Here is a 16725-nt window from a genome sequence, read left to right on the forward strand (position 1 = left end):
ACGTCACGTACGCAGGTCGAGACGCCAAACAGGTCGGCCGAGTTGGCATCCAGCTGCCAACTCGACCGACCTGAGTGACGCCTCGGCCGACGGGGGTGACTACTCGGCGAGGTCTTTCTCGGCTCGCTTCGCGGCGGCGCGGAGCTCGAAGAGCTCGGTCGCCATGCCGCCGATGGCACCGGCCACGTCACGTACGGCGCCGGTGATGATGACCGCGACCTGACCGACGGTGGTCGCAGTGACCTCGACGGCGCTCTGCGCGACATCCTTGCGGATCTCGTTCTTGCTCAGCTCGGGCTCCATGACAACCCATTGTGGCTGTTCAGGCGTCATGCCGCGACCTCCTGATACGCGGGAGCGGTCTCAACGCGGTCGGCGACGGGGCGCTTGCGGTCGGGGAGGGCGTACTTGCAGATCTTCTTGAAGACGCCCCACAGCTGCTGGTGCAGCGGGCCGGTGTTGTAGGCGAGCCCATAACGCGAGCAGATCTCGCGGACCTCCTCGGCGATCTCCGGGTAGCGGCGGGCGGGGAGGTCGGGGAAGAGGTGGTGCTCGATCTGGTGGGACAGGTTCCCGGACATGATGTGGAAGGTCCGCCCGCCGGTGATGTTGGCGGAGCCGAGGAGCTGGCGGTAGTACCAGTGACCCTGGGCCTCGTCCTCGCACTCCTCCTGCGAGAAGGTGGCGACACCGGCCGGGAAGTGGCCGCAGAAGATGATGTTGAACGCCCAGATGTTGCGCACCAGGTTCGCGACACCGTTGCCGAGGAACGTCAGCGGCGCCAGCGGACCGGTGAGCAGCGGGAACAGGACGTAGTCCTTGAGCGCCTGGCGCTTGACCTTCTTCATGAGGCCGCGGTGCAGCTCGGCGTTGTCCGACATCTTGCGCTTGCCGGCGACGATGTTCTCGACCTCGAGGTCGTGCATCGCGACGCCCCACTCGAAGAAGACCATCAGCAGGAAGGCGTACACCGGGTTGCCCAGGAAGTAGGGGTGCCACTTCTGGTCCTCGTCCATCCGCAGGATGCCGTAGCCGATGTCGCGGTCCTTGCCGAGGACGTTGGTGAAGGTGTGGTGGATGTAGTTGTGGGAGTACTTCCACTGGTCGGAGGGGCAGACGTTGTCCCACTCGAACATGCGCGAGTTGAGGTCGGGGTCGCCCATCCAGTCGTACTGGCCGTGCATGACGTTGTGCCCGATCTCCATGTTGTCGAGGATCTTGGAGATCGACAGACAGGCGACGGCCGGAACCCAGCCGATGACCGGGAGGTAGAAGAGCGCGCGGCCGGCGAGCTCGAAGGCGCGCTGCTTCTTGACGATGTCGTAGATGTACGCCGAGTCCTTCTCGCCCAGGTCGGCGACGATCCGCTGGCGAATCGCGTCCATCTCGGCACCGAAGGCTTCGAGCTCCTCGGCCGAGAGGCGGCGGTTGCCGGTGTTCTCAACGGTGGTCATGGGGGTCTCCTTGAGAGAGGTGTCAGAGGTCCACGGAGCAGTCGCCCTCGGGCGTGCTCACGCAGATCCGGATCTGTTCGTCGGGGAGCTCAGAGGTCTCGCCGGTGAGGACGTTGCGGACCCGTCCGGAGCTCTTGTTGGTCGTGCAGGAGAAGCAGATCCCCATCCGGCAGCCGGACTCGGGGGTCAGCCCCGCGGCCTCGGCCTGATCGAGGATCGTGGCGCCGTCGTTGGCGACGGTCTTGCCGGCGCGCGCGAACTCCATCTCGCCGCCGGCCACGCCGGCGTTCCTGGGCGGCTTGAAGTACTCCACCTGGAGCGACTCGGTGCCGTCGTACGCCGCCTGCGCCGCCTCGATGAGCGAAGCCGGCCCGCACGCCCAGGTCGGCAGGTCTCGATATCCCGGGACCAGCTTCGAGAGCAGCGCCGGGGAGAGGTAGGGCGCCCCGTCGGCGGTGTGGAGGATGTGCAGGTCGACGCCGTGGCCCTGGTGACGGATCTCCTCGAGCTCGTCGGCGAAGATCTGGCGGTCGGCACTGGGGGCCCAGTGCAGGAAGGTGACCATGCCCCGGTGCGTACGCCGCTGCAGGGAGCGCAGCATCGACATCACCGGGGTGATGCCGGAGCCGCCGGAGATCAGCACGATGTGCTCGGGCACGCGGTCGGGGAGGACGAAGTCGCCCTCGGCCTGGGACAGGTGCACCAGGGTGCCGACGGTGGCCCGCTCGGTCAGGAACTTGGAGATGCTGTAGGGGGTCGCGTGCTCGTCGTCGTGGGCGCGCACCGTGATCGTGAGCGGCTCACCCGGCTTGCCCTCGGTGTTGGAGACGGTGAAGACGCGGGTGGTACGCCGCCCCTCCCCCGTGTCGATGCCGACAGTCACGTGCTGGCCGGCACGGTGGCCGCGCCAGGTCGAGGTGGGCTGGAGCGTCACGGTCGCCACCCGGGGCGCGCCGGGCGCGCTCACCTCCGGGTGGATGTCGGTGATGCGGGCGCGCACCTCGTGCGCGGCCAGCATCGGGTCGATCTGGGTCAGGTAGCGGTCGATGCCGTGCGGTGAGGCGAGCGCCGCAACCGTGCGGGAGCGGAGGATCCGGCCGCCGAGGTCGAGTGCCATGAGTTTCGCCTTTCAGTGAACATCTGTACACCGACAACCATGGCGGGTCACCACAGCACGCGTCAAGACACCACGGACGTGGTCCAGATCACGGTGTACAGGTGTGCACCTGACGGTCCGCCGGCCGCTGCGCCTAGGATGGTCTGGTGATCGAGACGGGTGCGGAGCCGGAGAGCCGTGCGGAGCGCAAGCTCCGGACCCGGCGAGCGATCCTGGACGCGACGCTGGAGCTGTGCACCGACAGCTCGCTGACGGCGCTCTCGCTGCGCCAGGTCGCCAAACAGGTCGGCATCGTCCCGACCGCGTTCTACCGCCACTTCGACTCCATCGAGTCGCTCGGGCTGGCGCTGGTCGAGGAGTCCTTCGACTCGCTGCGCGACCTCTTCCGCGACGTACGCCGCAACGCGCGGGCAGACAAGGACGTCGTCGATGGTTCGATCGATGCCCTCGTCGACCACGTCCACCGGCGCCGCGACCACTTCGGCTTCATCGCCCGCGAACGTGTCGCCGGGCCACGCTCGGTGCGCGAGGCCATCCGGCGCGAGATCGAGCTCTGCGAGCGCGAGCTCGCCACCGACCTGGCGCTGATGACCGGCACCGACACCTGGACGGCCAAGGACCTGCACGTGCTCTCGTCGCTGTTCGTGACCGTCCTGGTCGCGACCGCGGAGCAGATCCTCTCCACCTCCCGTCCCGAGCAGGAGGAGCAGATCGTCGCCACCGTACGCACCCAGCTGAGGATGCTGCTGATCGGCGTCTATCAGTGGCGCTCGGAGTCGTAGGACCGACTCAGCAGCCGCACACCGCGGGCTCGCGCCCGTGCTCGCACAGCTCGGCCAGCTCGGCGTCGAGATCCGCCTCGGGCTCCCCGACGGGCCCCTCGACGGGCTCCTCGTGCCCCTCGGCCCGAGCCGGCAGCAGCACGGCCATCACGACCACGATCAGAGCCAGCCCGGCGCTGACCAGGAACGCGGCCTGCAGACCGCTCACCTGGGCCGCGAGGGCACCGACCTCGTCGATGACCTGGTCGCTGCGTACGGACATCACGGTGACCGCCAGGGCGGTGCCGAACGCGGCCGCGACCTGCTGCAGCGTGCCCAGGATCGAGGAGCCGTGGGAGTAGAGGTGTGAGGGAAGCGACCCGAGACCCAGCGTGAAGACCGGCGTGAAGGCGGCGGCCAGGCTGACCATCAGGACCAGGTGCAGCACCAGCACGAGCAGGTAGGGCGTGGTCAGCGAGATCTGCGAGAGCCCGCCGAGAGCGACCACGATGCCGACGGAGCCCGGGATCACGAGCACCCGGCCACCGTAGTTGTCGAAGATCCGCCCCACGGTCGGCCCGAGGAGACCCATCGCGAGACCGCCGGGCATCACCAGCAGACCGGTGTAGAGGGGAGAGAGCCCGCGCACGGTCTGCAGGTAGAGCGGCAGCAGGATCATCGAGCCCATCATCGCCAGGAACGCGACCGCCATCAGGACCAGCGACTTGGTGAAGGTGGGGTGCAGGAAAGCGCGCAGGTCGAGCAGCGGCGATCCGACCCGCTGCAGCCGGAGCTGACGCAGCACGAACCCGACGATCAGCAGAGCCCCGAAGGCCGCGATGACCAGCGGAAGACCGACCTCGCCCTCGGCGAACCGGCTCAGCCCGTAGACGAGCGAGCCGAACCCGAGCGCCGCGATGACCACGGAGGCCCAGTCCACGCTGGACTCCGCGGGCTCGTTGACGTTCTCCAGCCGGCGCAGCCCGGACCAGGCGACGCCGATGGCGATCGGCAGGACCAGCAGGAAGAGCAGCCGCCACGAGCCGAAGCCCAGGATCAGCCCGGAGATCGTCGGCCCGAGCGCCGGCGCGACCGAGATCGCCATGGTGACGTTGCCCATCACCCGGCCGCGGTCGCTCTCGTCGACCACCGTCATCAGCGTGGTCATCAGCAGCGGCATCATCACCGCGGTGCCGGCCGCCTGGATGACCCGGCCGGCGAGCAGGATCCCGAAGACCGGCGCGATCGCCGAGATCAGGGTGCCGGCGATGAAGACAGCCATGGCCGTCGCGTACGCCGTCCTGGTCGTCACCCGCTGCAGGAACCACCCGGTCACCGGGATCACCGACGCCATGGTCAGCATGAACGCGGTCGAGACCCACTGAGCGGCGTGCTCGGTGACCCCGAAGCTGTTCATCAGGTTCGGGATCGCGTTGAGCATGATCGTCTCGTTGAGGATCACCACGAAGGTGGCCAGCACGAGCAGGGTGATGACGGCAGGCGTACGCCGCTTCTCACCGTCGATCGGACGGTGTGATGGTGTGACGGCAGCAGTCATGACGTGTTCCTCGGGTCGTATGCAGGGGCCCGTTGCCGCCCGCTCTCATACATAGATCGAACGGGCGGGGCCGATTTCGACATCACGCCACGAGAAACTTTTCGAGCCCCCCGGCGCTGACACTCAATGGTCCCTTGCAGAACCGGGGGGAGTCGAACGATATTCCGTACGTCACACAGCCGGCGTCACAGAGTGAAGACGACCTTCCCGAAGAGGTCACCGGCGTGCATCGCCTCGAAACCGGCCTTGGCCTCGGTCAGCGGCATGGTGCGGTCGATCAGCGGTCGGGCGCCGGTGGCCTCGAGCAGCGAGACCAGGCTCGCCAGCTCGCTGCGGGTGCCCATCGTCGAGCCGATCACCTTCAGCTGCAGGAAGAAGATGTTGGTCAGCAGCGCGTCGTCGAGGTTCGCCCCCGACGTGGTGCCGCTGATGATGATCGACCCGCCCGGACGAAGCGAGCGCACCGAGTGCTTCCAGGTCGCGCGCCCGACGGTCTCGATCACCGCGTCGACCTTGACCGGCAGCCTCTCCCCCGACGACAGGGCCTCGTGGGCACCGAGCTCGAGGGCGCGCTTCTGCTTCGCCTCGTCACGCGAGGTCGCGTAGACCTTCAGGCCGGCCGCCCGAGCGAGCGTGATCGCCGCGGTGGCGACTCCACCGCCGGCGCCCTGGACCAGCACCGAGTCGCCGGCCTTGAGCCCGCCCTGGGTGAACAGCATCCGGTAGGCGGTCAGCCACGCCGTCGGCAGGCAAGCGGCCTCCTCGAACGACATCCCGGCGGGCTTCGGCACGACGTTGCGTCGTGGCACGACGACCTTCTCGGCGAAGGTGCCCTGATGACGCTCGGAGAGCAGCGACCGTTTCGGGTCGAGGGTCTCGTCGCCGGACCAGTCGGGCGAGGAGACCACCGAGTGCACGACGACCTCGTTGCCGTCCTCGTCGAGCCCGGCGGCGTCGCAGCCGAGGATCATCGGCAGCGCCTCGGCCTTGAGGCCGACCCCCTGCAGCGACCACAGGTCGTGGTGGTTGAGCGAGGCCGCCTTGACGGTGACCGTCGTCCACCCGTCCGGAGCGACAGGGTCGGGCCGCTCCCCCAGCACGAGGCCGGAGATCGGATCGTCGGATGAGAACTTCTCGGCGTACGCAGCGAACATGTCCCGACCCTACCGACCTGGGCGATTCCTCGATCAAGGTGTGCAGATCGCGGGACACATCCCCGGCGGAGCTCCGCCGGGGATGTGTGCCTTCGTCTGCATACCCTGACGAAGGAACACTCAGGCGCGAGCGACCCCGTCGATCCGGGCGGCCTCGGCGACCGCAGCAGAGACCGCGGGGCCGACGCGCGGGTCGAACGGCTCGGGGATGATCTTGTCCGCGGCCAGCTCGTCAGCGACCAGAGCGGCCAGGGCCTGCGCGGCGGCGAGCTTCATGCCCTCGGTGATCGAGGAGGCGCGCACGTCGATCGCACCCCGGAAGATGCCGGGGAAGGCGAGGACGTTGTTGATCTGGTTGGGGAAGTCCGAGCGCCCGGTGGCGACGATGCTGGCGTACTTGTGTGCCACGTCGGGGTGGATCTCGGGGTTGGGGTTGGCCATCGCGAAGACGATCGCCTGCGGCGCCATGGTCGCGACGAGCTCCTCGGGGACGGTGCCGCCGGAGACGCCGACGTAGACATCGGCGCCGGCCAGCGCGTCGGCCAGCGACCCCGTGCGGCCGGTGACGTCCGCGGTCACCTCGGCGATCGCCTTCTTCGACTCGGTCAGGTCCGAGCGGGTCGAGGAGATGACGCCCTTGCGGTCGAGCAGGGCCAGGTCCTTGATGCCGAACTCGAGCAGGATCTTGGCGACCGCGACGCCGGCGGCGCCGGCACCCGAGATGACCACACGGGTCGACTCCGGGTTGCGGCCGGTCAGCTTCAGCGCGTTCATCAGCGCGGCCAGCGTGACCACGGCGGTGCCGTGCTGGTCGTCGTGGAAGACCGGGATGTCGAGCGCCTCCTTGAGGCGGTCCTCGATCTCGAAGCAGCGCGGCGCGGAGATGTCCTCGAGGTTGATCCCGCCGAAGCTCGGCGCCATCCGGATGACGGTCTCGACGATCTCGTCCACGTCGGTGGTGTCCAGGCAGATCGGGATCGAGTCGACGCCGCCGAACTCCTTGAACAGCACCGCCTTGCCCTCCATCACCGGCATCGCGGCGGACGGGCCGATGTCACCGAGGCCGAGCACCGCGGTGCCGTCGGTGACGACCGCGACGGTGTTCGGCACCCAGGTGTAGGTCTGGGCCAGCTCCGGGTTCTCGGCGATCGCGGTGCAGACCCGGGCGACACCCGGGGTGTAGGCCATCGACAGCGATGCCTTGTCGGAGACCGATGCGGTCGCCGCGATCGCCATCTTGCCGCCGCGGTGAAGCTCGAACACCGGGTCGCCTTCATAGGCGGTGCTCTCGGTGGACAGGGTGGACTCGGTCATTGGGGGCCTCCAGAAACTACGGACTCGGACGTCGGGCGGTCGAACGCGAGCCGAGGGGTGGAGCCGCGCAAGGCGCCATCTACAGGGATGTGATGCCCGGATGGCAGTTTCCCACAGGCTACCGGAGGAAGCGGTTGATGTTTCCTACAAGGTGATCAAGGCCTCATCTGGAGCCCTCATCCAGATACTTGCCCCAGGATGCGTGGGCTCGGCCAGAGTCGGGCCACGACGACGCCGATCACGTCGGCGTCCGCGACCGGCCCCCGGTGACGGGAGTCGATCACGCCGGGAGCAGCCGGGTTGTCCGAGAGGAGCCACCACCCGGAGCGCCCGGAGCGCCCGGAGACGGTCGTACGCCGCTCCACCGCCCGCTTCACCACGACCGCCCCGTCGGCGAGCCGGGCGACGACCACGCACCCGGGCACCGGCGTACGTCCGTAGGAGACCCACAACCGGTCCCCCGCTCGCAGCGTCGGCTCCATCGAGACCCCTACGACCTTCGCCATCCCCCAGCTGTGTCGGGGTGCCCTGGCCGCGATGTCTTCCATGCGGAGTAGTGTCGCAATCCGTAGGACACATGAACACTCTTTGAGAGGACCCGCATGTTCGCGCGACTTTTCGCTCCCACCATCGAGGTCTCGGCCCACTGCGACCTGCCCTGCGGCGTCTACGACCCCGCCCAGGCCCGCATCGAGGCCGAGTCCGTCAAGGCCGTCATCGCCAAGGCCCTGGACAGCGACGACCCCGACTTCCGCACCCGTGCGGTGATCATCAAGGAGCAGCGCTCCAACCTGGTCAAGGAACACCTCTGGGTGCTGTGGACCGACTACTTCAAGCCCCCGCACTTCGAGGCCTACCCCCAGCTCCACACCCTCGTCAACGAGGCCACCAAGCTCGCCGGCGCCTCCGGCACCAAGGGCACCCTCGACATCGAGGTCGCCGACAAGCTCCTCGCCAAGATCGACGAGATCGCCGAGATCTTCTGGGCGACCAAGAAGGCCTGAGGCACGAAGGCCGACTTGCGAGAAGCCAGATCACGGCGCCAGCCGGGATCTGAAGACAAGAAGGCCTGACACCTTCTCGAGTTTCAGCCGTACGCCACAGCCGCTCCGATCTCGGGGCGGCTGTGGTGGGTTAACCGCCCGGAGAGAGCGGTCTCGTTGCATAATCATCGAGACTCCCACAGAAGGACTGACAACCCAGATGCCCCAGGTCGAGCTGCGCCTTCCTGCAGAAGGCGCTTACGTCTCCGTGCTGCGTACGACGACGGCCGCGCTGGCCGCGCGCCTCGACTTCACGCTCGAGGACATCGAGGACCTGCGGATGGCGGTCAGCGAGGCGGCGGCGATCTGCCTGGAGTGCGCCGCGGAGGCCGCTGACCTGGACGTCGTCTTCGACCTCGGCGAGGACACCATCGGGGTCACCGTGACCACGACCCGCGATCTCGAGGCGGAGATCGACGAGGAGAGCTTCGCCTGGCAGGTGCTCACCACGCTGGCCAGGGAGGTCACCGCCACCCCCGACGGTGATCAGCTCAGGATCTCCTTGGTCGCGGGAGCGACCCCGCTTGGAGCCGCGCGCTGACATGGCGCAGGAGACGATCCGGTCGTCGAGGTCCAGGAGCACCAGCGAGGTGGATGACGCCCGCGCACGCTCCCGGGAGCTCTTCAGGGCCCTCGCCGGGCCGGACCTGCCCGACGCGGAACGGACCGCCGCACGCGACGAGCTGGTCCACCTCAACATGGCGCTGGTCGAATACTGCGCCTCCCAGTTCTACGGTCGCGGCGAGCCTCACGAGGACCTCGTCCAGGTCGGCGTCGTCGGCCTCCTCAACGCCGTGGACCGCTACGACCTCTCCCGCGACGTGGAGTTCTCGACGTACGCGGTGCCCACGATCCTCGGCGAGATCAAGCGCTACTTCCGCGACAGCCGGTGGGCCGTCAGCGTTCCCCGTCGCCTTCGCGATCTGCAGCAGAACCTCCGCGACGCCACCGCCGAGCTCTCCCAGGAGCTCGGCCGCTCCCCCACGGCCCGCGACCTCGCCACCCGGCTCGGGGTCAGCCTCGAGACCGTCGTGGAGGGCCTGGAGTCCAGCAATGCGTACGCAGCGCTGTCCCTCGACTCCGAGACCGATGAGACCGCGCCGATGCTCGACTCGCTGACCGCCCACGACCTGCGCCTGGACGACGTCGAGGTGCGGGAGTCGATCAAGCCCGTGCTCGACAGCCTCTCCGCCCACGAGAAGCAGGTGCTGATGCTGAAGTTCTTCCGTAACAAGACCCAGACCGAGATCGCCGCCGAGCTCGGGGTCTCCCAGATGCAGGTCTCCCGGCTGCTCAACCGATCGCTCCTCCAGCTGCGCAAGGCGCTGGAGGAGGACTAGCGCTCCTCGAGCGCGGCGATGCTCGGCGGCGCGAAGATGCCGACGAGGGCGACGACCGCGACCAGGGCCAGCCCGCCTGCGATCGCCAGATCGTCGCGCAGGTTCCAGGCCAGGCCGAGCACGATCAGCTGGACGAGCACCAACGGCGCCCGCGCCCACGACTCCAGTCGCCAGAGCATGGCGGCACACCAGCCGATGCCGGCGGCGCAGAGCAGGAAGAACAGGCCGCCCGCGATCGCGGTCGTGAGCGAGGCGGCGTCGGGGATGCGCACGAACTCCAGCGCTGCCCACACCAGCATCGCCACGGCCTCGACGCCTGCGGCGATCAGGGTCAGCAAAAGAGTCCAGGGGCGATGCGGCGCGGTCACCTCAGCAGCCTAGGCCATCCCCGTAGACTGAGGCTCACGGGCGTGAAAGCGGCGAGAGCATACACCACCGGTTCTGCGGGTAACTCACCGCGTTACCGAATTGTCTAGCCCCAGGAAGACTGAGTGTTACGGTCCGGTGACGAACCAGACACTGGTTAGGGGTTGTTTCGGAGTCCATTTCTTGGAACTCTAGAGACCAGCACGCACGTGAAGACATTCACACATCCCCGCCACGTGCCGACTCGCAGGGTCTCGAACCACCAGGGCCTTGCCCATCCTACGTCAGAAAGAGGGTCTACCCAGCCATGGATTGGCGCCACCGTTCGGCTTGTCTCGATGAAGACCCGGAACTGTTCTTCCCCATCGGAAACACCGGTCCGGCCATCCTCCAGATCGAGGAAGCCAAGCAGGTCTGCCGGCGTTGCGACGTCCGGGAGCAGTGTCTTCAGTGGGCTCTTGAGGCCGGTCAGGACCACGGCGTGTGGGGTGGACTGAGCGAGGACGAGCGTCGTGCGCTGAAGCGCCGCAACGCCCGCTCCCGTGTCCGCACCGTCGTCTGACCTACCCCTAGAGGCCATCAACCCCTAGCGATCCACCTAGAGCTCCAACGGCAGCTCGACCGCAGCTCTCGCCCCATGGCCATCCGGCCGGGGCCCCAACGAGAGCCGGCCCCCGAGCTCGCCTTCGACGAGAGTCTTCACGATCGACAACCCCAGGTTTGTCGATGTGTCGAGACTGAACCCGTCGGGTAGTCCATGACCGTCGTCCTCGATGGTCACCTGGAGATGCCCGGCGGGTTGCTGTCGTACGGACAGCACGATCTTGCCGGTCTCGGGGTCGCCCGGACCGTTGCCGCGATAGCCGTGCTCAACCGCGTTCTGCAGCAGCTCGGTGACGATCATCGCCATCGGCGTGGCCACTTCCGAGGGCAGCGACCCGAACGAGCCCTCACGGCGTACCCGCACGGCGACGCCGACCGAGGTGACCTCTCCCACCATCGAGGCGAGCCGGTCGGCGATCTCGTCGAACTCGACGGTCTCCTCGACGGCCTGCTGGGAGAGGATCTCGTGGACCAGTGCGATGGACCCCACACGCCGTACGGCCTCGTTCAGCGCATCCTGTGCGACTCCGGAGTCGACCCGGCGAGACTGCATCCGCAGCAGCGCAGCCACGGTTTGTAGGTTGTTCTTCACCCGATGGTGGATCTCGCGGATCGTGGCGTCCTTGGTGACGAGCTCACGATCGCGTCGGCGCAGGTCGGTGACGTCGCGCAGCAGCACCAGCGCACCGATCGCCTCGCCACGTGGCCGCAGCGGGATCGAGCGCATGATGATCGCCATCACCCCGGTGTCGATCTCGGTGTCGCGGTGTGCCCGACCGCCGAGGACCGCGCTCAGCGTCTCCTCGTCGGGGCGCTTGCGCGGTGGCACCAGGGCCCGGGTCATCCCGGCCAGGGACTGGCCGGCGAGGTCGCCGGAGAGCCCCAGCCGGCGGAAGACCGAGAGCGCGTTGGGACTGGCGTAGTCGACGACGCCGTCGGCGTCCACCCGCACGAACCCGTCCCCGACCCGAGGGGTGTCGGTGTGGTCGCTGCGCTGGCCGACCGCCGGGAAGTAGCCGTTGGCCACCATCTGGGTCAGGTCGGCGGCGGTCTGCAGGTAGGACAGCTCGAGCTTGGAGGGCGTGCGTACGCCGAGCAGGTTGGTGTTGCGGCTCAGCACCGCGATGATGCGGCCGGCGCGGCGTACGGGGATGGTCTCGACCCGCACCGGGAGGTCGTCGCGCCACTCCGGGTCGCCCTCACGAACGAGCCGGCCGGCGTCGACGGCATCGTCCAGGGTGGCGTGACGCCCCTTCGGCACGAACATGCCGACGATGTCGTCGACATAGGCCGTCGGACCGGTCGTGGGACGCATCTGACCGGCCGCCCAGAAGCCGTTCCCGGACTTGTCCGGTAGCCACAGCACCAGGTCGGCGAAGGAGAGGTCGGCCAGGATCTGCCAGTCGGCCATGAGCAGCTGAAGCCACTCGACATCTTCGCTGTCGAGTTCGGTGTGGCTCTGCGCGAGCTCACTCAGGGTCGGCACGCCGACAGCGTAGATGTAGACCTTGGTATGCGCATTGCGCGGGTCGGTGGTCGGCGCGTGGCCGGGTTTGGCAGGATGTTCCCCATGTCGGAGGCGTACTGGCGCGAGGTTCATTCAACCGGTCTCGCCGTACCCACCGACCGGCCGCTGGGAGACCTCACCATCGAGCTCACCCGGATGCTCGGCGACCCGGACCCGGACGTACGCAGCGGGCTGGCCGTGCCGGCCCTGTCGACGTGGATCCAGCGCGGCGTCTACGACGACCTGCTCGGGGGTCTGGGCGACGGCATGGCGGCCGGGCTGGTGGTCGGTCTCGGCGACTCCGGCAACAACGGTGTCTTCCGCCGGGCGTCCTCGGTCGAGGCCCTGGCTCAGTGCATCGCCCGCGACAACGCCCGCTCGCTGGTGCGCGCGGAGAAGGTGCTGGAGTGGGGCGACCGGATCGCCACCTGGCTGCTGCGCGAGCGCGACCTGCGAGCCTTCGTTCCCGAGCGTGGCTGGGCGCACGCCGTTGCCCGCGGCGCCGACGCGCTCGGCACCCTGGCCGCCTCCGAGCACCTCGGCAAGCCCGAGCTGACGGTGATCCTCGACGTGGTCGCCGACCGGGTGCTCGCCCGAGGCGACACCATCTACGCCCACGGCGAGCCCGACCGGCTGGCGGCAGCCACGATGTCCGTGCTGCGCCGCAACCTGGTCCCGCTCAACATCATGGAGCCGTGGATCAATCGGATCGTCACCGTCGCCACCGCCACCCCGGAGACGCCCGACCGCGACCCGTTCCTGCTCACCGGCAACGCCGAGGCCTTCCTGCGGGCCCTCTACATCCAGCTCGCGCTCAGCAACGACATCCCGCAGATCCGCGGAGACCTGCTGCTGGTCGTGGTCGCGGCGCTGAAGAAGTCGAACGCCACGTACCTGACCTGACTGCGGGTCGAGATTCGCCCTCCCGCGCATGGGTTTGAGAGACTGTCCCGAGGCCCCTCGGGGTCCACGTACCCCAATGGAGGAGATCATCATGGGCAAGACTGGCCGCAAGCGCCGCGCGCGCCGCAAGAAGGGCGCGAACCACGGCAAGCGCCCCAACGCCTGACCACTGTCCTCTTCACGAGGTCAGAGCAGTCAAGACGTAAGAGCCCCAGCCATTCGGCTGGGGCTCTCGTCGCGTCTGGGACCGGTTCAGGACCTGGTGCGGAGCTCCTGGATCTGGACCATGATCTTCGCGCGCAGCTCGCCCGGGGCGACCTCGGTGCACGAGCGCGCCACGACCGCCTTGACGATGCGCTGCTGGTCGTAGGTCTCCAGGCAGGGGTTGCAGCTCTGCAGGTGGAGCTTGACCTGGTCGGCGTCGGCCGCGGCGAGCTCGTTGTCGATCAGGAAGACGATCTGCTCGAGGAAGTCCGCGCAGTCGGTGGGTGAGGCGTCATGTTTGTGGGCACTCATGACGCACCTCCACGAGCGCCGGTGAGGTCGTTGGTGCGAACGTAGTCGGAGAGAAGATCGCGCAGCTGGCGCCGGCCGCGGTGAAGCCGCGACATCACGGTGCCGATCGGGGTTTCCATGATCTCGGCGATCTCCTTGTAGGCGAATCCCTCGACGTCGGCGAGGTAGACAGCGAGCCGGAACTCCTCCGGGAGACGCTGCAGGGCGTCCTTCACCTGGGAGTCGGGCAGGTGCTCGAGCGCCTCCATCTCCGCGGACTTCAGACCGGTCGAGGTGTGCGACTCGGCCCGCGCCAGCTGCCAGTCCTCGACGTCCTCGGACATCGACTGCTGCGGCTGGCGCTGCTTCTTGCGGTAGGTGTTGATGAAGGTGTTCGTGAGGATGCGGTAGAGCCAGGCCTTCAGGTTGGTGCCGGGCTTGAACTGGTGGAAGGAGGAGTACGCCTTGGCGAACGTCTCCTGCACCAGGTCTTCCGCGTCGGACGGGTTGCGGGTCATCCGCATCGCCGCCGAGTAGAGCTGGTCGAGGAAGGGCAGCGCGTCCCGCTCGAAGCGCAGCGCACGCTCCTCGGGCGTCTCGGTGGCCAGGTCGACGACCTCTTCGTTTTCGCTCATCACGTCCCAGGGTACGCGCGTGAGCATCGGGGCGCTCATCTGCGACACGTTCACCGTAGGGCGTTCGAGCAGGATGGTCATGTCGAGTGAACGCCGCGGCGGCCGAGAAACATTCCCGCTAGACGATGACCTCGCGGACCAGCCACTCCAGGGTGGACTCGACCAGGATCGCGTCGGCGTCGGCCTGCGTGATCGGGCCACGCTTGCCGACCACGAGGGAATGGTCCGCTCCCGGGATCGGGGTGACCTCGATCCCCTCCGGGAACTCCTCGGGCTTGCCGAACCTGTCCCGGGTGCCCTGCAGCACCAGCGTCGGCACCCTGGACTCCAGAAGCTCGTAGGCACGCGAGATGCCCGGCTTGGCGATCGGGTGCAGCGGGAACGCCAGGCACAGCGCCCCTGCGGCGCCGAAGCCGCGCGCCGTACGGACCGCCGAGCGGGCTCCGGCGGAGCGGCCTCCGACCACCAGCGGGGTGCGCACCCGCATCCAGTTGGCGGCCAGGGTGAGCGCCGCGTCGAGCGACTTGGGCGGCGTGGCCACCGGCTTCCCCTTGACCCGCCAGGGCTGCTCGAAACGGACCACGGTGATCCCCTGGGCCGGCAGCGCGTCGTTGAGCGCCATCAGGTCGTGGGTGTCGATGCCGTTGCCGGCACCGTGGGAGAGCAGCAGGGTCGCCTGTGGTCGCCGCGCCCGGCGGGTGTAGAGCCGCCCCTGTCCGTAGGGCGTGTCGATCATCTGCGTCGTGGTTCCACCCATGTCATCCCCAGGCTTCCTCGATCGGCAGCGGCTCGACGAGCTCGCGGCCGTTGTTGCGTACGTTGCTCACCAGCGTCGAGACCGGGTAGGCCTCCAGCCGGCCGGGCGCCGCCGGGGTCAGCAGATCCAGGTCGCCCGGACGCGTCGGGTCGAGCCACTGGTCCCAGCGCTCGGGTTCCACCATGAGCGGCATCCGGTCGTGGATCCGCCCCAGGGAGTCCTCCGCCTCGGTGGTGATCACGGTGCACGACCACAGCCAGCGGGCCGGGTCGTCCTCGGCCTTGGCCGGGTCGGGCCAGAGCTCGTAGAGGCCGGCCATCGCCAGCACGCCCCCGTCCTTCGGGGTGATGAAGTAGGGCTGCTTGCGGGGCTTTCCTTTCGCGTCCTTGGCCTCGGTGGCGTACCACTCGAAGTAGCCGTCGGCCGGGAGCAGGCAACGCCGCTTGGCGAACGCCCGTCGATAGGCCGGCTTGTCGCTCACCGTCTCCATCCGGGCGTTGATCATCCGGTTGCCGATCTTGACGTCCTTGGCCCAGGACGGGACCAGGCCCCAACGTACGGAACGGAGCTGGCGCTCGGTGGGCGCGTCCTCCTCTCGCGGAGGTCGCTCGACGACGGCATAGACGTCGTCGGTCGGGGCCACGTTGTAGCTCTCGGTGAGCGGCTCCTGAAGACGCAGCTCATCGATCTCGAACTCCTCGGCCAGCTCGTCGGGTTGGCGGCTGGACGCGTAACGACCGCACATACGTTCACCTTAGCGCCGGGGGCAGGTGGTGTTCGGCGGTATTTCTAGGCTCCGCGGGCGAGCTCGTCGAGCAGGAAGCCCGCCGACCTGTCGTTCTCGGGGAGTCCCTCGATCCAGATCCGGTCGGCGCTGTGCTCGACCATCCGCTTGAGGAGGCCGAGCCGTTTGACCAGCGTCTCGTCACGCGGGGCGACCACGACCATCCGGCTGTGGCCGACCTGTCCGACGGCAGCCGCCGTCGCGAAGACCGACCGGGCGGTCTGGCCCAGCAGCGACATCCGGCGGGCGGTGGCGATGCTGTCGGTCTTCCCGCCGGGGACGCCCGGGAGATGGGCGTCGGTGACGACCAGCGCGTGACTGCGCGCGGTGGCCTCACGGTAGAGGTCCGAGATGCGTTCTCGCAGGTGCGCGAGGGTGGCGAGACCGGTGAGCGGGTCTGCGCAGGAGATGGTGTGCAGGTAGCCCAGGGTCGCCTCGCTCCAGGCTACGGACAGCGCGTGCACCTCGACGAACGCCGGGTCGCGGTCGTCCACGGCCTGCGTGGTCAGCCGAAGGTCCTCGAGGCTCTCGCCCAGGGGCACACCTGACTCGGCAAGGTCATGGCCGACGACCCAGCAGGCCTCGGCGACGTAGTTGCTGTGCTCGGCGAGCGCCTCGGCGACGGCCTCGAAGCGCGGCGGGAGCGCCGCGCGCTGCCCGTCGGAGAGCTCGGTGATCTCAGGCGAGGTGGATGCAGGCGCACGCCGACCTCGGGAGAACAGCCGCACAACTCACCTCTTTTCTCGTGTTTCCTGGCGTTGGTGTCGTTCCTTGTCCGAAATTGCTGGGTCATCGATACAGTGGTGCGCGCGCCGATCTACCGCGCTGCACATGGACTTGACGTACCGAATCGGCAACCATGACGCGGTAGCGACCCACATTTTCTGGGTTTCGCGAAACTTGTTGTCAGATCCGGGGAGGGAGCGTGACGTGC

21 protein-coding genes are annotated in these 16725 nt (G+C 68.3%); 7 read left to right on the forward strand and 14 right to left on the reverse strand.

Features of this window, described 5'->3' with window-relative positions; all coding sequences use genetic code 11:
• Positions 1 to 99 precede the first annotated feature (99 nt).
• Genes ACFV9G_RS08045 through ACFV9G_RS08055 form a run of 3 tightly spaced genes read right to left on the reverse strand, consistent with a single transcriptional unit; the run spans position 100 to position 2571 of the window.
• Entirely contained in the window at positions 100 to 333 is a 234-nt protein-coding gene (locus ACFV9G_RS08045; RefSeq protein ID WP_378726553.1) for a hypothetical protein, read from the reverse strand.
• The gene (locus tag ACFV9G_RS08050; RefSeq protein ID WP_378726555.1) at positions 330 to 1454 is read right to left on the reverse strand and encodes a fatty acid desaturase family protein; all 1125 of its coding nucleotides are present in this window, start codon (positions 1452 to 1454) and stop codon (positions 330 to 332) included. The genes ACFV9G_RS08045 and ACFV9G_RS08050 overlap by 4 nt, the downstream gene beginning before the upstream one ends.
• A gap of 22 nt (positions 1455 to 1476) precedes the next feature.
• Complete coding sequence (locus ACFV9G_RS08055) at positions 1477 to 2571, reverse strand: flavin reductase family protein (protein WP_378726557.1); 1095 nt, start codon at positions 2569 to 2571, stop codon at positions 1477 to 1479.
• 146 nt (positions 2572 to 2717) lie between these two features.
• Here ACFV9G_RS08055 and ACFV9G_RS08060 point away from each other — a divergent pair, with 146 nt between their 5' ends.
• Positions 2718 to 3353 (forward strand): TetR family transcriptional regulator, encoded by a 636-nt coding sequence (locus ACFV9G_RS08060; protein ID WP_378726558.1) that lies wholly within the window; start codon positions 2718 to 2720, stop codon positions 3351 to 3353.
• Between the two features lie 7 nt (positions 3354 to 3360).
• Here ACFV9G_RS08060 and ACFV9G_RS08065 read toward each other — a convergent pair whose 3' ends face one another.
• The 4 genes from ACFV9G_RS08065 to ACFV9G_RS08080 form a co-directional block, all read right to left on the reverse strand.
• Positions 3361 to 4890 carry an MDR family MFS transporter gene (locus ACFV9G_RS08065; protein WP_378726560.1) on the reverse strand — a complete coding sequence of 510 codons (1530 nt, stop codon included), beginning with the start codon at positions 4888 to 4890 and terminating at the stop codon, positions 3361 to 3363.
• A gap of 185 nt (positions 4891 to 5075) precedes the next feature.
• Positions 5076 to 6044 carry a zinc-binding dehydrogenase gene (locus tag ACFV9G_RS08070; protein ID WP_378726562.1) on the reverse strand — a complete coding sequence of 323 codons (969 nt, stop codon included), beginning with the start codon at positions 6042 to 6044 and terminating at the stop codon, positions 5076 to 5078.
• A gap of 120 nt (positions 6045 to 6164) precedes the next feature.
• Positions 6165 to 7358 carry an NADP-dependent malic enzyme gene (locus ACFV9G_RS08075; protein ID WP_378726564.1) on the reverse strand — a complete coding sequence of 398 codons (1194 nt, stop codon included), beginning with the start codon at positions 7356 to 7358 and terminating at the stop codon, positions 6165 to 6167.
• 176 nt (positions 7359 to 7534) lie between these two features.
• The gene (locus ACFV9G_RS08080) at positions 7535 to 7906 is read right to left on the reverse strand and encodes a S24/S26 family peptidase (protein ID WP_378726566.1); all 372 of its coding nucleotides are present in this window, start codon (positions 7904 to 7906) and stop codon (positions 7535 to 7537) included.
• Between the two features lie 54 nt (positions 7907 to 7960).
• On the opposite strand from ACFV9G_RS08080, the gene sodN reads away from it, so the two are divergent.
• The 3 genes from sodN to ACFV9G_RS08095 all read left to right on the forward strand — a co-directional run bounded on the left by sodN (position 7961) and on the right by ACFV9G_RS08095 (position 9741).
• Positions 7961 to 8362 carry a superoxide dismutase, Ni gene (sodN, locus tag ACFV9G_RS08085; protein WP_378726568.1) on the forward strand — a complete coding sequence of 134 codons (402 nt, stop codon included), beginning with the start codon at positions 7961 to 7963 and terminating at the stop codon, positions 8360 to 8362.
• A 199-nt stretch (positions 8363 to 8561) separates the two neighbouring features.
• Positions 8562 to 8942 (forward strand): anti-sigma factor, encoded by a 381-nt coding sequence (locus ACFV9G_RS08090; RefSeq protein ID WP_378726569.1) that lies wholly within the window; start codon positions 8562 to 8564, stop codon positions 8940 to 8942.
• A gap of 49 nt (positions 8943 to 8991) precedes the next feature.
• Positions 8992 to 9741 carry a SigB/SigF/SigG family RNA polymerase sigma factor gene (locus ACFV9G_RS08095; protein WP_378726571.1) on the forward strand — a complete coding sequence of 250 codons (750 nt, stop codon included), beginning with the start codon at positions 8992 to 8994 and terminating at the stop codon, positions 9739 to 9741.
• On the opposite strand, the gene ACFV9G_RS08100 is transcribed toward ACFV9G_RS08095, so the two are convergent.
• Complete coding sequence (locus tag ACFV9G_RS08100) at positions 9738 to 10109, reverse strand: hypothetical protein (RefSeq protein ID WP_378726573.1); 372 nt, start codon at positions 10107 to 10109, stop codon at positions 9738 to 9740. The two genes, ACFV9G_RS08095 and ACFV9G_RS08100, sit on opposite strands and share 4 nt — an antisense overlap.
• Before the next feature lie 305 nt (positions 10110 to 10414).
• On the opposite strand from ACFV9G_RS08100, the gene ACFV9G_RS08105 reads away from it, so the two are divergent.
• A complete protein-coding gene (locus tag ACFV9G_RS08105) occupies positions 10415 to 10669 on the forward strand; it encodes a WhiB family transcriptional regulator (protein WP_378726575.1) in 255 nt (84 codons plus the stop codon).
• 36 nt (positions 10670 to 10705) lie between these two features.
• Here ACFV9G_RS08105 and ACFV9G_RS08110 read toward each other — a convergent pair whose 3' ends face one another.
• Positions 10706 to 12196 carry a sensor histidine kinase gene (locus tag ACFV9G_RS08110; protein WP_378726577.1) on the reverse strand — a complete coding sequence of 497 codons (1491 nt, stop codon included), beginning with the start codon at positions 12194 to 12196 and terminating at the stop codon, positions 10706 to 10708.
• An 84-nt stretch (positions 12197 to 12280) separates the two neighbouring features.
• Between ACFV9G_RS08110 and ACFV9G_RS08115 the strand changes: the two genes are divergently transcribed.
• Positions 12281 to 13120, forward strand: coding sequence for a DUF2785 domain-containing protein (locus tag ACFV9G_RS08115; protein ID WP_160027663.1), 840 nt, complete (start codon positions 12281 to 12283; stop codon positions 13118 to 13120).
• A gap of 91 nt (positions 13121 to 13211) precedes the next feature.
• Positions 13212 to 13286: a 50S ribosomal protein bL37 gene (locus ACFV9G_RS08120; RefSeq protein WP_369797015.1), complete on the forward strand. Its 75-nt coding sequence runs from the start codon at positions 13212 to 13214 to the stop codon at positions 13284 to 13286.
• A gap of 86 nt (positions 13287 to 13372) precedes the next feature.
• Here ACFV9G_RS08120 and rsrA read toward each other — a convergent pair whose 3' ends face one another.
• From rsrA to ACFV9G_RS08145, 5 genes are all read right to left on the reverse strand, one after another.
• A complete protein-coding gene (gene rsrA, locus ACFV9G_RS08125) occupies positions 13373 to 13636 on the reverse strand; it encodes a mycothiol system anti-sigma-R factor (protein ID WP_091050880.1) in 264 nt (87 codons plus the stop codon).
• Positions 13633 to 14277 (reverse strand): sigma-70 family RNA polymerase sigma factor, encoded by a 645-nt coding sequence (locus ACFV9G_RS08130; protein ID WP_378726670.1) that lies wholly within the window; start codon positions 14275 to 14277, stop codon positions 13633 to 13635. Before ACFV9G_RS08130 ends, rsrA begins: the two co-directional genes overlap by 4 nt.
• Before the next feature lie 91 nt (positions 14278 to 14368).
• Positions 14369 to 15007, reverse strand: a complete 639-nt coding sequence (locus ACFV9G_RS08135; protein ID WP_378726580.1) for an alpha/beta family hydrolase — start codon at positions 15005 to 15007, stop codon at positions 14369 to 14371.
• 1 nt (position 15008) lies between these two features.
• Complete coding sequence (locus ACFV9G_RS08140) at positions 15009 to 15752, reverse strand: SOS response-associated peptidase (RefSeq protein WP_378726582.1); 744 nt, start codon at positions 15750 to 15752, stop codon at positions 15009 to 15011.
• Positions 15753 to 15796: 44 nt separating this feature from the next.
• On the reverse strand, positions 15797 to 16519 hold the full coding sequence (locus tag ACFV9G_RS08145) for a hypothetical protein (protein ID WP_378726584.1): 723 nt from the start codon (positions 16517 to 16519) through the stop codon (positions 15797 to 15799).
• Positions 16520 to 16725: the final 206 nt, after the last annotated feature.

The sequence above is a fragment of the Nocardioides sp. NPDC059952 genome, from assembly GCF_042730435.1.
Taxonomy (GTDB): domain Bacteria; phylum Actinomycetota; class Actinomycetes; order Propionibacteriales; family Nocardioidaceae; genus Nocardioides.

Excerpts from the sequence above, each read along its gene's own strand:
- ACFV9G_RS08045 (WP_378726553.1), bottom strand. The coding sequence starts at position 333 with ATGACGCCTGAACAGCCACAATGGGTTGTCATGGAGCCCGAGCTGAGC.
- ACFV9G_RS08050 (WP_378726555.1), bottom strand. The coding sequence starts at position 1,454 with ATGACCACCGTTGAGAACACCGGCAACCGCCGCCTCTCGGCCGAGGAG.
- ACFV9G_RS08055 (WP_378726557.1), bottom strand. The coding sequence starts at position 2,571 with ATGGCACTCGACCTCGGCGGCCGGATCCTCCGCTCCCGCACGGTTGCG.
- ACFV9G_RS08065 (WP_378726560.1), bottom strand. The coding sequence starts at position 4,890 with ATGACTGCTGCCGTCACACCATCACACCGTCCGATCGACGGTGAGAAG.
- ACFV9G_RS08070 (WP_378726562.1), bottom strand. The coding sequence starts at position 6,044 with ATGTTCGCTGCGTACGCCGAGAAGTTCTCATCCGACGATCCGATCTCC.
- ACFV9G_RS08075 (WP_378726564.1), bottom strand. The coding sequence starts at position 7,358 with ATGACCGAGTCCACCCTGTCCACCGAGAGCACCGCCTATGAAGGCGAC.
- ACFV9G_RS08080 (WP_378726566.1), bottom strand. The coding sequence starts at position 7,906 with ATGGAAGACATCGCGGCCAGGGCACCCCGACACAGCTGGGGGATGGCG.
- sodN (WP_378726568.1), top strand. The coding sequence starts at position 7,961 with ATGTTCGCGCGACTTTTCGCTCCCACCATCGAGGTCTCGGCCCACTGC.
- ACFV9G_RS08090 (WP_378726569.1), top strand. The coding sequence starts at position 8,562 with ATGCCCCAGGTCGAGCTGCGCCTTCCTGCAGAAGGCGCTTACGTCTCC.
- ACFV9G_RS08105 (WP_378726575.1), top strand. The coding sequence starts at position 10,415 with ATGGATTGGCGCCACCGTTCGGCTTGTCTCGATGAAGACCCGGAACTG.
- ACFV9G_RS08115 (WP_160027663.1), top strand. The coding sequence starts at position 12,281 with ATGTCGGAGGCGTACTGGCGCGAGGTTCATTCAACCGGTCTCGCCGTA.
- rsrA (WP_091050880.1), bottom strand. The coding sequence starts at position 13,636 with ATGAGTGCCCACAAACATGACGCCTCACCCACCGACTGCGCGGACTTC.
- ACFV9G_RS08130 (WP_378726670.1), bottom strand. The coding sequence starts at position 14,277 with ATGCTCACGCGCGTACCCTGGGACGTGATGAGCGAAAACGAAGAGGTC.
- ACFV9G_RS08135 (WP_378726580.1), bottom strand. The coding sequence starts at position 15,007 with ATGGGTGGAACCACGACGCAGATGATCGACACGCCCTACGGACAGGGG.
- ACFV9G_RS08140 (WP_378726582.1), bottom strand. The coding sequence starts at position 15,752 with ATGTGCGGTCGTTACGCGTCCAGCCGCCAACCCGACGAGCTGGCCGAG.